Raw genomic sequence first — 12,579 nt, 5'->3', positions numbered from 1 at the left:
TAGACATATGAATGGCCCATTTTAAAGAAGAGCTGTGAAACTATATTGACAAAAAGGCATTCTCATGTGATAATTCAATTAAATTTTTAGAATAATCAAAAAATAATCCTTTTACATAGAAAGGATTTGAACATTATATAAATATTACGCCGGGGGTGACGAAATGTTATTTTTTCTAAAAAAATGGAATGAATTAAAAGATGTGAAGTCTGAATTGGCACTTCGTGATTGGTTTTATGGTACAAAAATTAGTTTATCACTCTGTACGTCAAAAGAGCCGTTAACTTTTTTAGTAAACGTTGAGGGAAGAGATAAAGGGTTATTTTCAGAAGAAGATTTTATTGTTGTCAATTGTATGTGTGAGCCAGTATTTGAAAATGAAGAAAAACCAGCTGCGGAATCATTTATGCATGCGGATATTTATAAAAAAAGTAGTGCAGAATGTATTTTACAAGTGCAGACTGTAGATAGTCATTTAATATCAGAGTTATATGGAGAAGAAGGGGAAGTAACATTCGATAAACGTAGCGTGGAACGTGTTTTTGGAAAAGAAGGTATAACAGAAATGACAATTCCTATTGTAGAAGATGAGAAAAAATTCGCTGATTTATTAGAAAATAAAGTGCCGAATTTCGTTGAAGGTGGAGGAGTAGTTCTTGTTCATAATTATGGCATGATCGTGTGGGGGAAAACTCCAGAAGAAACAAAAAAATGGCTAGAGGGTATAGAATATTTAATGAATTACCATGTAAAGTTGTTAATGATAAAAGGTGCAAAGAGCTCTGTTATATAAAATGTTTGTGATGTTGTTACAAGTCAATAAATAAATGAAAGCGTTTTAAAAATAAATTTACTCATAAAATATAGGTCTCCTTATTATATATAGATTACATGTTGACATGTAAGGAGGAACATATTTTGCGAGTTAAATATCATTTTCTGCCAAAACAGCAAGTAACATTTTGCAAAATGAACGATTCAGGTGAAGAGGCTTTGCAAATTATGAATGAAACGGGATTTCGAGCAATCCCTGTATTAGCAGAAGATGAAAAGAAATTCATGGGGCTTATTTATAAAGTAGATCTTTTAGAAAAGAAGTGTAATAGCGGATTAGAGAAATTAAGTACGGAACATATGCTGGAAGATACCTCTGCATTTATTTTTGAAAAGGATTCTTTTTTCAGAGCATTTTATGTTATTCGTCGTCTTCCATTTTTAGCTGTGCTAAATGACTATAATGAATTTGTCGGTATCTTAACGCATTCCAATATATTTGATGTTATTGAAGATTCATTCGGTATGCGGACGGGTGGTTATATATTAACAATTGCAACACAAGATTGTAAGGGAACGATTAAAGAACTTGGGACATTGTTGAAAACATTTAATATCGGTGGACTATTTACGCTAGATAACGGCGATCAATATATTCGCCGCATTATCGTAAATATAACAGATGAATTAAATGAAAAAAGATTAAAGCAATTAATCGAAAAAATAGAGAAAAAAGGATTCAGGGTTAGTCATGTAGATTATATTTAAGGTGAAAAGGAAAGGGAGCAATTTGCTATATGCAGATTGTTCCCTTTCTTAGTTTGAGTAATGAATTTTATTTTGAAACAAGAGGCGGAGATAACGCTAAATCAGATAAAAAAATAAAATCTGCATGTTCGCGAATTTTAGGAATAGAAGTTTCTATAACATGAGATGTAATTTCACCTGGCGGCCCAACATGTCCAATAACTACCATAATCGGTTTTTCTTGAAGTTTTTTGATGAGTAATTGGGCTTGTTTTGAAATATGTGCCGCTGTATACACATCATCAAAAAATAATTGATTTTCAATAATCGGCACTCCTAATTCTTTCCCGATTTTTGGGACAACACTCTTAGGATTTGTTTTGCTATCTAAATAAAATAAACCGTGTTTTTTACAAGCTGCAAGTATAAGTCGTACAATTCTTTCATCCGCGGTCACTTTTGATCCCATATGATTGTTCATGCCAATTGCATGCGGTACTTCTTGAATCGCTTGTTCGAGTCGGTTATTTATTTCTTCGTCACTTAAATCAGTTGTAATTGCTTTTGGTCCAAGCCATTCTTTTTTTCCTTTAATGGGTTCCATTGGCATATGTATAATAACTTCGTGCCCTTTCTTATGAGCTGCTATCGCATCTTCCTTTGTGGAAGGGAGAAAAGGCATAACGGCAACAGTAAGTGGAATAGGAAGTGATAACATTTTATCAGTCCCTTTCATATTATTGCCGAAGTCATCGATGACAATAGCTACTTTGTTTGTATGTGCCTTTGCTTGAACAGGAAACAAGAAGGATGGTAAGAACATAGTAAACATAAGCAATGCAATCGTATATTTGCGCATATAAATATTTCCTTTCTATATTATCAATCATCATTATAGTTTGCGTTTTTATATAAATTAAACAAAAAATGTCGAAGAAAAGTATATGGAAAATAGAGAATCCGCTATTTAATTGGTATTTGTAAAAAAAGAAGATGAAAAAAATGTCTATTATTGCGAATGTATTTACAAAGATAGAATAATTTGTAATAATTCTCAAAGTGAGGGTAAAGATTTGTAAATTACAGGGAGAAAATGTTAAATTTTCTGATTCTTCAAATTCAAATGTGATTAAGTAGTTAAAAGGCCGATGGAGAAGTGAAGTTGAGAGCATGGAAGTATAATAAGGGGGATATGGATGTTTACTGTAAAAAGGAAGTACACATTAGAAAAGCTTTCACGTGATATTCATATGAAACGTGAAGAGATGATTCAATTAGGTTTAACGAGTGGGTTGAATAGTATGGAGACAATTCAAGTTAGTCAAGAATTGGACAAGCTTATTTTACAGTACCAGTGTTACAAAGAAAAACAAACACCAAAATGGTTATCAATTATAAAGGTACCTATTTTTCAAATTGGGTATGAAGGGAAATCGAGTAATTTTTGGCGAATGCTTGTGGCTGGTTTTATGAAATAAGTATAATTACCCTTTTGGGATAAGGATAATTATACTATGTGTGTAACGGAATTTCGATATGAACTGTCGTTCCTTCGTTTTCTATACTGTCAATAAAAATATGCCCATTGTACATCTCTACAATTCGTTTACATATGACAAGTCCAAGACCTGTTCCAGTATCTTTATTAGTAAAGAACGGATGAAAGAGGTGTTTTTGAATATGTTTTGGAATCCCTTTTCCAGTATCTATAATTTGCAATTGTGCGTGTGTTTCATTGTTTGTTACGAAAATAGTTAGTGTGTCACCAGAAGTCATGGCTTCAATTGCATTTTTTGTAATGTTTAAAACCACTTGTTTCATATGGTCTTTTGAGCAACGGATATGAACAGGATGGTCTGGCAAATGTAAATGGAATACAATGTTATGTAGATTCGCCTCAGATTTAATAATTAACGCTACCTCATTTAGAATGGTTCTCACATCATATGTTTGTTCAATGATAGCTGTTGGCTTTCCAAGAATAAGAAATTCGCTTACAATTTCATTAATCCGTTCTATTTCTTGTTCGATGACGGAAAAATAGAACTGGTCTTGTTCATCTTTATATTTCTCTTTTAATAGAGCGACGAGCCCTTTAATCCCGGTAAGAGGATTACGGATTTCGTGGGCTGTACTAGCTGCAAAAGTTCCAACTAATTCAATTTTTTGTAGTTCATTTTGTTGTCTTTCCAGTTTTGTTTGACGTTTTAACAACATATATTGAACAAGTAAAAATAAAATAGACATTAAAAATAAAGTAGCTATACACTCTATCGAAACCCACTGGTATAAAGTTTTTTGATGGATAGGCAATGGAGAAACAGAGACCTTCCAATCTAATCTTTGGAGTGGAGTAGTAAGCATATTAGAATGCGCATCACTTGTTTCGTTATTGTCATCGGTTAGAAATATTACATCATACTTATCAGTTATTTCAAAATGATATTGTGGCTTAATGGCATTTAAAGATGATGAAATGTAGTCAAAGCGTAAACTTGCTAACAATAAGCCTGAGAGCTCCTTCTGTTTATTGAAAATGGGAGAAGCAATCATAATAGCTTGATGGCCAAGAACACGATCTGTAATGACGGATGATACAGTTGTTTTCTTAGTTTGTAATGCGTTTTGAATATATTTACGATCTGAGACATCAACAGGTGGTCGGTCGCCTTCCGATGCGATTGTAATGATACCTTCTGGTGTAGCATAATATAAACCAGAAAAACGTGCATCGTTGCCATCTGTATCATGTACAATTTCTTTAACTCCATTTATATTTCCGGTCTCGGTTCCTACGACCTTTGAGAGCATTTCTAATGCAGAAATTGCTTCGCCAAGGTGGTGATCTAAATAGTCTCTATATAAAAAGAGAACCGTATGGGCAACTCGTTTGTTTTCCTGTTTCATTTTATACGAATGATATGAATAAAATGTAGCACCAATCCCTATCGTTGGTAGGATAACAAGCAATATATATAAAACTATGCTGTGGAATTTGACTTTCAAATTTGGTACTCCTTCTTTTTTATTATCATTATATATAAACTATGTTAAAATTGTCATGTTTTTATTCAAGAATCATTCATAATATATTTGGGGAGAGGAAATGAATGAGTGAATACTCATTCGGAATTTACATGAAGTACTAAGCTGTTTTTTCTTTTTATTACTGAGAATTTAAGTGAAGGGTTGAAAGTTGTATGACATCAAATAATGAACGAGAAGATATTTCTCAATCTCTAAAAGTATTTATTGCATTATCTCGTGTACATCGTTCTGTTATGGATACTACAAATAAATCTATACAAAGTAACGGGTTAAATCCAACTGAATTTGCTGTATTAGAACTGCTATATCATAAAGGCGGTCAACCACTTCAGCAAATTGGTGAGCGTATTTTGATCGCTAGTGGCAGCATTACATATGTTGTAGATAAGCTAGAGAAAAAGGGATTAGTAAAGAGAATTCCGTGCCCGAATGATAGACGTGTTATTTATGCACAATTAACTGAGTCTGGAGAGAACTTTATTGCTTCTATTTTTCCAGGGCATGAGCAAGTTATACATCAGTCTTTTGAAATGTTAACGAAAGAGGAAAAGGATGAATTACTTGATCTATTAAAAAAGATTGGAAAATATGAAAAATAATAGTATGTTCCAAAGGGGCTTTGGATAAAGAAATCCAAGGCTTTTTGTATACATGTAATTATGACAGCATTTGCCGTATTTTGCTGAAGAAATAAGAGGAGATTTGTAAGTAAGCATTGAATTATAGTAAGGATGCATATAATGGAGAGGAGGCTCGTTCATGTCATTTAAAGACTATGAATATAAACGGCCAAATATTGAAGAATTGAAAGAGAAGTTTACTGTTGCTTTAGAGAAGTTTGATAACGCAAAAACGGTAGAAGAACAAAAACAAGTTATTCATTCAATTAACGAGATTCGCAACGATTTTGGTACAATGGGGAATCTTTGTTACATTCGTCATTCTGTTGATACGACAGATGCTTTTTATAAGGAAGAGCAAGATTTCTTTGATGAATTCTCTCCAGTTGTACAAGGATATGGTACAAAGTATTATAATGCGTTAATCCATTCTCCATTCCGCGAAGAATTAGAAGCGTATTATGGAAAGCAATTATTTGCTTTAGCGGAGTGTGATTTGAAAACATATTCTGATGAAGTCGTGAAAGATTTACAATTAGAGAATAAATTGTCTTCACAGTATACGCAGTTATTAGCATCTGCAAAAATTGACTTTGCAGGAGAAGAAAGAACGTTATCACAGCTTATTCCATTTATGCAAGGGAAAGAAAGAAGTGAACGTAAAGTAGCAAGTGAAGCATATTACGGATTTTTAGCTGAGAATGAGGAAGAGTTAGATCGTATTTATGACGAGCTTGTTAAAGTGAGAACGAAAATCGCCAAATCTTTAGGTTTCAAAAACTTTGTTGAACTTGGATATGCAAGAATGTATCGTACAGATTATAATGCGGAAATGGTGGCGAATTATCGTCAGCAAGTACTTGATTATATCGTTCCGGTTACAACGGAATTAAGAAAACGACAACAAGCACGTATCGGTGTAGAGAAATTAGCGTATTACGATGAAAACTTTGAGTTTGCTACTGGTAATCCAACTCCAAAAGGAGATGCGGATTGGATTGTTAATCATGGGAAAACGATGTATAAAGAGTTATCGGCTGAAACGGACGAATTTTTCAATTTCATGCTAGATAATGATTTATTAGATTTAGTTGCGAAAAAAGGAAAAGCTGGTGGCGGATATTGTACATATATTGAGAATTATAAAGCGCCATTTATTTTCTCAAACTTCAACGGAACATCTGGCGACATTGATGTATTAACACATGAAGCTGGTCATGCTTTCCAAGTATATGAAAGCCGTAAGTTTGAAATTCCAGAATACAATTGGCCAACGTATGAAGCATGTGAAATTCATTCTATGAGTATGGAATTCTTTACATGGCCATGGATGAAGTCATTCTTTGAAGAAGATGCAGATAAATATTATTTCTCTCACTTAAGTTCTGCACTTCTATTTTTACCGTATGGTGTATCTGTTGACGAATATCAACATTATGTATATGAAAATCCAGAAGCATCACCAGAAGAGCGTAAGACAGCATGGCGTAATATAGAGAAAAAGTATTTACCACATCGTGATTATGAAGATAACGATTATTTAGAGCGCGGTGGATTCTGGCACCGTCAAGGACATATTTATAGCTCGCCGTTCTACTATATCGACTACACATTAGCACAAATTTGCGCACTGCAATTTTGGAAACGTGCAAGAGATAATAGACAAGAGGCGTGGGGAGATTATGTAAATCTGTGCCAACAAGGTGGAAGTAAATCATTCTTGGAATTAGTAGAAGTTGCAAATTTAACATCACCATTTGCTGAAGGCTGTGTGAAAAGTGTCATTACAGAAATTGAAGCGTGGCTACATGCGATTGACGACACAAAATTGTAAAAAACATGCGCTTTTTTTCACATGTTTAACATCGACATAACGAGAAAATGATGAGATAATAAAAGAAAATTCAGAATACTAAAGAGGTGTTTCTAATAAGGAGCACCTCTTTTCACCAACAAAAAGGGGGGAAAGAAGTATGCTTCAATCTAATATGGATGTGAGTTTAGAAAGTTTGGTGAACTCATTACAGTCTACTCGAAGCACGCTATTATCAGAAATTGAAATGTTAAATGATACAGAAGTGAATGTAAAGCCACGCCGTGATAAATGGAGTATTATTCAAATTTTGCATCACTTGCATTTAGTTGAACAATCAGTTACGTCTGCCCTTGTATATGCTTTACAAAAAAATGAAAGAAACACGACTCCATTTAAAGACCTCCAACTTACGCTTGATCGCACATATAAACGAGAAGCACCTCAGCAAATGCAACCAACAGAAACGTTAATGAAAAAACAGCAAGGAATTCAATTGCTAGAACATTCACGACAAGAACTATTACACGCGCTTCATAGTGTGATAGATGAAAAAGATCTATTTGAAAATGGATTAAAGCATCCTATTTTTAATGATTTGAATTTGTATCAGTGGGTTCAATTTCTTGATTTGCATGAACAAAGACATCTTACGCAGTTAAAAGAGGCGAAACACGCAATTTTGCAACGATAATTAGAAGGAAGTGGGAGACCACTTCTTTTTTGATACGTGCATAGTTTTCTTTCTTATTTTGGAATACTACATGGAGAAAGAAAAGAAGGAGTTGAAAAGTATGTCCAAGAAAAAGAAAGAAGAAGAGCGCGCGTGGAAAGCACGTAAAGAAAATCAAAAACCACATGGAAAAGTGAAAGCTTTTGCTGAATTAGTTGAAGGAACAGAAAAAACGTGATGAAATACTCATCACGTTTTTTGTATGAGTGGAAAAGTTAATAAGAAGGTTGTACCAGTCCCTTTTTCACTTATAATATCAATTTTTCCATTCATAGCTTGCACAACGCTGAATACGACCATCATTCCAAGACCAGTACCTTTGTCTTTTGTTGAGTAGAAAGGGGATCCAAGGCGTTTTACTTGTTCTTGATCCATGCCAACTCCTGTATCTTTTATATATAATTGAATATGCTTATGATCAGGAACTAATGTGAAATAAAGATCACCGCCTTTTGGCATGGCCTCAATGCAGTTTTTTAAAATATTTAACAAGCATTGATTTAGTTTTTGTTTTTCTCCCGCGATAAAAAAAGAAGTACTTTGCTTTATATAATGAGTACGCACATTTGCTAAATTAGCAAGCGGTGTAATTAGCGATAATGCATGTAATAGTTCGTCTTCTAACTGTAATCTTTGTTCTTTTTCAATACTTGGTTTTGCAAAGGTTAAATAATCTGTAAGAACGTGATTTGCTTGTTCGATTCCGTTGATGGCTATGTCAATATATAATTTTCGCTCTTGCTCAGTGCAGGTATCTGACTGCAAAAGTTGTAAAAATCCTTTCGTTGAAGTTAATGGGTTGCGAATTTCATGAGAGATGGATGCTGCCATTTCACCAATTAAATGAAATTTTTCAGCATTCATAAGTTCGTTTTGTAGACGAACTTGAGTTTGTAATATGTGTAATAAATATAAAATAAGGATGGTACCAAGTATCGTACATAACTCATATACAATAATATGTGGTATATAATCAGCCTTATTTGTAACCTTTGAAAGGAAGAAAGGTATCCAACTAAATCCGTATGTGAGACTGTAGATAATAGCAAGTATTATTTTTATACGATTAGAAGTTCGATTGAAAAATTTGTATGTAAATAGTAGAACAATAAATAGAAGGATAGAACCGATAAGCGATGGGAAAACACCTATTCCTCCTAATAAGAAGCGGTATATATTTAATACCACTAATATTGATCCACCGGCAATAGGACCTCCGGTTAATGTACCGACAACTAATACGATATGACGCATATCAAATTGAAATCCATAATCTGTTTTTGCTGCGAAAGTGATACATAGTATAGTAACGAGGCAACATAATACAATAAATATAGCTGAATTTAATTTAGGAGAGCGTTTCCCTTTTTGATTCCAAAATAAATGGTATACGAGCATTGTAACAAGGATGAATAATATATTTAAAAAGAGATAAATAATAAAGGATTTCAGTGGGATGCCTCCTCTCTTCTCATATTAAATTAATCATACTATAAAATGAAAGAAATGAAATGATAAATAGCGGAAAAATCAGAAATTTTTTCTGGTAGTATACAATATGTTACAATAAGCTTTGTCAATGAAAGAAGGAATTCCGTGCAATGCGCGGGAGAGGTTCGCGAACTCCCTCTATAAAAAACTATGGAAACAACAATATCTTTAGGTATTGTTTTGTTTTTTTATTGTGACAGTTCAAGAACGTTCTTTCTTCTTATTCGTAGTAGAGAAGGAGAATGAGTGAAATGAAAAAAGAGAAGGCAGTTGTTGTTTTTAGTGGAGGACAAGATAGTACGACATGTTTATTTTGGGCAATAGAGCAGTTTGCAGAAGTTGAAGCTGTAACGTTTAATTACAATCAACGTCATAAGTTAGAAATTGATTGTGCGGCGGAAATTGCAAATGAGCTAGGAGTTAAACATACGGTGCTAGATATGAGTCTATTAAATCAACTTGCTCCAAATGCGTTAACGAGAACGGATATGGAGATTACACATGAAGAAGGTGAATTGCCATCGACGTTTGTAGATGGACGAAATTTACTATTCTTATCATTTGCTGCTGTATTAGCAAAACAAGTTGGGGCACGTCATATTGTAACGGGTGTATGTGAAACTGATTTTAGTGGTTATCCAGATTGCCGTGACGTGTTTGTGAAATCGTTAAACGTTACTTTAAATTTATCCATGGATTATCCGTTCGTAATTCATACACCACTTATGTGGATTGATAAAGCGGAAACATGGAAATTATCAGATGAACTTGGAGCATTCGAGTTTGTTCGAGAAAAAACATTAACATGTTATAACGGAATCATTGGTGATGGTTGCGGTGAATGTCCAGCATGTCAGCTTCGTAAAGCAGGATTAGATACGTACCTACAAGAACGCGAAGGAGCGAGTAACTAATGGATAACTTCTTTGGATTTCGCATCGTAGAAAATTTGCAGAAAATGGACAAGGATATTCAGCGTAAACAGCTTAAATATCATAATAAAAGAGTAATGGTCAGCAAGGAATTTACATTTGATGCAGCACACCATTTACACTGTTATGAAGGGAAATGTAAAAACTTACATGGTCACACATATAAAGTTGTATTTGGGATTAGTGGATATGTAAATGAAATAGGTCTTGCGATTGACTTTGGAGATATAAAAGAAATTTGGAAGAATGAAATAGAAATTTATTTAGACCATCGTTATTTAAACGAAACGTTACCGGCGATGAATACGACTGCTGAAAATATGGTTGTTTGGATTTACGAGAAGATGGCAGAAGCATTAACAAAAGATAATCGTGCGAACGAATATAAAGGAGCTCGTGTTGAATTTGTTCGTCTTTTCGAGACGCCAACTAGTTATGCAGAAGTAAGACGGGAGTGGATGCTCGATGAGTAAAATCCCTGTCTTAGAAATATTTGGTCCGACTATTCAAGGTGAAGGAATGGTTGTGGGACAAAAGACAATGTTTATCCGTACAGCAGGTTGTGATTATAGCTGCGCATGGTGTGATTCTGCTTTTACGTGGGATGGATCGGCTAAAGATCAAATTAGACAAATGACAGCGGAAGCCGTTTGGAATGAGCTTGTTGAAATTGGAGGAGAAAATTTTTCTCATGTTACAATTTCAGGTGGAAATCCTGTTCTATTGAAAAATATCGAAGCGCTTCTTTCTATATTAAAAGAGAATGGAATGCGAACGGCGATAGAAACGCAAGGGAGTAAATGGCAAGATTGGTTACTTCAAATTGATGAGATAACGATTTCTCCAAAACCACCAAGTTCGGCAATGAATACTGATTTTCAGAAGTTAGATACTGTTATTCAGAAACTAGCAGGAAAAGATATTAGTTTAAAGGTAGTAGTATTTGACGATTATGACTTTGAGTATGCAGTTAAGATGCACGAACGTTATCCAAATGTACCATTTTTCTTACAAGTAGGGAATGATGATACAAAAACAGTGGATGACGCGATGTTGATTAAAAAATTATTAGATAAGTATGAGTGGCTTATTGAAAAAGCGGTTAACTGTAAAGAAATGAATAATGCAAAAGTATTGCCGCAGCTTCATGCGTTAGTATGGGGCAATAAACGCGGGGTATAATGAGAAGGGATGTTTAAAATGGCAGGAAGATTAGATGAAGATTTAAAAGATGTAACGTTATTAGGAAATCAAAATACAAAATATTTATTTGAATATAGCCCAGAAATTTTAGAGGTATTTGATAACAATCATCCAAACCGTGATTATTTTGTTAAATTCAATTGTCCTGAATTTACAAGCTTATGTCCGAAAACAGGCCAACCAGATTTTGCAACAATTTATATTAGCTACATTCCAGAACAAAGAATGGTAGAGAGTAAATCTTTAAAGCTATATTTATTTAGTTTCCGCAATCACGGTGACTTCCACGAAGATTGCATGAACGTTATTATGAATGACTTAATTAAATTAATGGATCCGCGCTATATTGAGGTATGGGGTAAATTCACGCCACGTGGAGGGATTTCAATTGATCCTTACTGTAACTACGGTCGCCCAGGAACGAAGTATGAACAAATGGCAGACTACCGCATGATGAACCATGATCTATATCCAGAAACAATTGATAATCGTTAATATATAACAGAAAGAAAGGATCTGTATGTCATACAGATCCTTTCTTTCTATTATATTATGCATTTTGATTAATGACAGTATAGTTTTTATGACTTACAACTGTAAGAGGTTCCATATCTAGTTCTCTAAAATTTTCCATAATTGTTATATCTACAATAACGGAGTTTTGATTTACTTTTTGAACACGGCCTTGCATTCCACCTTTAAATTCAATGATATCTCCAGTTTCTGCGATCTGCATAAGCAACTCTCCTTGTTACAGTTTTCCCAAAAAAGAATAATTTTGGTTTTTTTTATTTCTTCTTATTTTGAACCATATTGTCCATTTTGTAAATGTTTCCAAAGTAAAAATTCGAAAAATATTCACTTTTTGTAAGAAAATATGCAAGAACGCCAAGTTATTCGAAGAAAAGAACGGTTTAAATGTAAATATATTTATATATGGGTATAATGAATATTACAATAACCTACTAAAGTGGGAGAAATTAGAGGCGGTAAAATGATGTTTGAGTTTGTGGGGAGTGCTATAGCGTTAACTTTATTTGTATTTTCTTATATAAATTTAAAAAAGATTCGTCATCATGAAACGACTACATATTTTGATGGGATGGATGGTATACATGCTAGGGGCACATATGAGAGTGGCGGGGATATGTAAAGGTGTATAACTTTCTTTTTTTGCGTGGTATGATATGTAAAAATAGTACATAATAGAGTTCGTAA

Annotated in this window: 16 protein-coding genes and 1 riboswitch; of the genes, 12 read left to right on the top strand and 4 right to left on the bottom strand. The window is 33.8% G+C overall.

Annotated elements, in window-relative coordinates:
- The first annotated feature begins 163 nt into the window (after window positions 1-163).
- Both ACTFOB_RS20045 and cbpA read left to right on the top strand, forming a co-directional pair.
- Window positions 164-793 (top strand): class II aldolase/adducin family protein, encoded by a 630-nt coding sequence (locus tag ACTFOB_RS20045; RefSeq protein ID WP_151631182.1) that lies wholly within the window; start codon window positions 164-166, stop codon window positions 791-793.
- A 125-nt stretch (window positions 794-918) separates the two neighbouring features.
- The gene (cbpA, locus tag ACTFOB_RS20040) at window positions 919-1,542 is read left to right on the top strand and encodes a cyclic di-AMP binding protein CbpA (protein WP_151631181.1); all 624 of its coding nucleotides are present in this window, start codon (window positions 919-921) and stop codon (window positions 1,540-1,542) included.
- 67 nt (window positions 1,543-1,609) lie between these two features.
- Here cbpA and ACTFOB_RS20035 read toward each other — a convergent pair whose 3' ends face one another.
- Window positions 1,610-2,380 (bottom strand): divergent polysaccharide deacetylase family protein, encoded by a 771-nt coding sequence (locus ACTFOB_RS20035; protein ID WP_440025323.1) that lies wholly within the window; start codon window positions 2,378-2,380, stop codon window positions 1,610-1,612.
- A gap of 337 nt (window positions 2,381-2,717) precedes the next feature.
- On the opposite strand from ACTFOB_RS20035, the gene ACTFOB_RS20030 reads away from it, so the two are divergent.
- Window positions 2,718-2,999: an aspartyl-phosphate phosphatase Spo0E family protein gene (locus tag ACTFOB_RS20030; RefSeq protein ID WP_000495532.1), complete on the top strand. Its 282-nt coding sequence runs from the start codon at window positions 2,718-2,720 to the stop codon at window positions 2,997-2,999.
- A 34-nt stretch (window positions 3,000-3,033) separates the two neighbouring features.
- Here the strand turns inward: ACTFOB_RS20030 and ACTFOB_RS20025 are convergent, their stop codons facing one another.
- Complete coding sequence (locus ACTFOB_RS20025) at window positions 3,034-4,527, bottom strand: DUF3149 domain-containing protein (RefSeq protein WP_440025322.1); 1,494 nt, start codon at window positions 4,525-4,527, stop codon at window positions 3,034-3,036.
- A gap of 194 nt (window positions 4,528-4,721) precedes the next feature.
- Here ACTFOB_RS20025 and ACTFOB_RS20020 point away from each other — a divergent pair, with 194 nt between their 5' ends.
- The 4 genes from ACTFOB_RS20020 (at window position 4,722) to ACTFOB_RS20005 (ending at window position 7,913) form a co-directional block, all read left to right on the top strand.
- Window positions 4,722-5,168: a MarR family winged helix-turn-helix transcriptional regulator gene (locus ACTFOB_RS20020; protein ID WP_000203340.1), complete on the top strand. Its 447-nt coding sequence runs from the start codon at window positions 4,722-4,724 to the stop codon at window positions 5,166-5,168.
- Window positions 5,169-5,328: 160 nt separating this feature from the next.
- Window positions 5,329-7,023: a M3 family oligoendopeptidase gene (locus tag ACTFOB_RS20015; RefSeq protein WP_440025321.1), complete on the top strand. Its 1,695-nt coding sequence runs from the start codon at window positions 5,329-5,331 to the stop codon at window positions 7,021-7,023.
- Window positions 7,024-7,162: 139 nt separating this feature from the next.
- Window positions 7,163-7,696 carry a DinB family protein gene (locus ACTFOB_RS20010; RefSeq protein ID WP_087979889.1) on the top strand — a complete coding sequence of 178 codons (534 nt, stop codon included), beginning with the start codon at window positions 7,163-7,165 and terminating at the stop codon, window positions 7,694-7,696.
- A 100-nt stretch (window positions 7,697-7,796) separates the two neighbouring features.
- On the top strand, window positions 7,797-7,913 hold the full coding sequence (locus ACTFOB_RS20005) for a DUF6254 family protein (protein ID WP_000038254.1): 117 nt from the start codon (window positions 7,797-7,799) through the stop codon (window positions 7,911-7,913).
- An 11-nt stretch (window positions 7,914-7,924) separates the two neighbouring features.
- On the opposite strand, the gene kinB is transcribed toward ACTFOB_RS20005, so the two are convergent.
- On the bottom strand, window positions 7,925-9,133 hold the full coding sequence (gene kinB / locus ACTFOB_RS20000) for a sporulation sensor histidine kinase KinB (RefSeq protein ID WP_151631177.1): 1,209 nt from the start codon (window positions 9,131-9,133) through the stop codon (window positions 7,925-7,927).
- A gap of 207 nt (window positions 9,134-9,340) precedes the next feature.
- Window positions 9,341-9,384, top strand: a riboswitch (PreQ1 riboswitch).
- A 93-nt stretch (window positions 9,385-9,477) separates the two neighbouring features.
- Here kinB and queC point away from each other — a divergent pair.
- From queC to queF, 4 genes are read left to right on the top strand one after another with little or no spacing between them, the layout of a single operon-like run.
- A complete protein-coding gene (gene queC / locus ACTFOB_RS19995) occupies window positions 9,478-10,140 on the top strand; it encodes a 7-cyano-7-deazaguanine synthase QueC (RefSeq protein WP_440025320.1) in 663 nt (220 codons plus the stop codon).
- Complete coding sequence (queD, locus tag ACTFOB_RS19990; RefSeq protein WP_000368412.1) at window positions 10,140-10,631, top strand: 6-carboxytetrahydropterin synthase QueD; 492 nt, start codon at window positions 10,140-10,142, stop codon at window positions 10,629-10,631. The genes queC and queD overlap by 1 nt, the downstream gene beginning before the upstream one ends.
- Window positions 10,624-11,340 carry a 7-carboxy-7-deazaguanine synthase QueE gene (gene queE, locus ACTFOB_RS19985; protein WP_440025318.1) on the top strand — a complete coding sequence of 239 codons (717 nt, stop codon included), beginning with the start codon at window positions 10,624-10,626 and terminating at the stop codon, window positions 11,338-11,340. Before queD ends, queE begins: the two co-directional genes overlap by 8 nt.
- A gap of 18 nt (window positions 11,341-11,358) precedes the next feature.
- Complete coding sequence (queF, locus tag ACTFOB_RS19980; RefSeq protein ID WP_000918895.1) at window positions 11,359-11,856, top strand: preQ(1) synthase; 498 nt, start codon at window positions 11,359-11,361, stop codon at window positions 11,854-11,856.
- A 55-nt stretch (window positions 11,857-11,911) separates the two neighbouring features.
- On the opposite strand, the gene ACTFOB_RS19975 is transcribed toward queF, so the two are convergent.
- A complete protein-coding gene (locus ACTFOB_RS19975) occupies window positions 11,912-12,097 on the bottom strand; it encodes a YkvS family protein (protein WP_001165081.1) in 186 nt (61 codons plus the stop codon).
- A gap of 234 nt (window positions 12,098-12,331) precedes the next feature.
- On the opposite strand from ACTFOB_RS19975, the gene ACTFOB_RS19970 reads away from it, so the two are divergent.
- The gene (locus ACTFOB_RS19970; RefSeq protein ID WP_440025317.1) at window positions 12,332-12,514 is read left to right on the top strand and encodes a hypothetical protein; all 183 of its coding nucleotides are present in this window, start codon (window positions 12,332-12,334) and stop codon (window positions 12,512-12,514) included.
- The last annotated feature ends 65 nt before the right edge of the window (window positions 12,515-12,579 follow it).

Origin of the sequence: Bacillus cereus group sp. MYBK79-1 (assembly GCF_051915365.1) — a bacterium.
Taxonomy (GTDB): Bacteria; Bacillota; Bacilli; order Bacillales; family Bacillaceae_G; genus Bacillus_A.
Note: the sequence above shows the minus strand (reverse complement) of the source record. Positions and strands in the feature narration are given on the sequence as shown.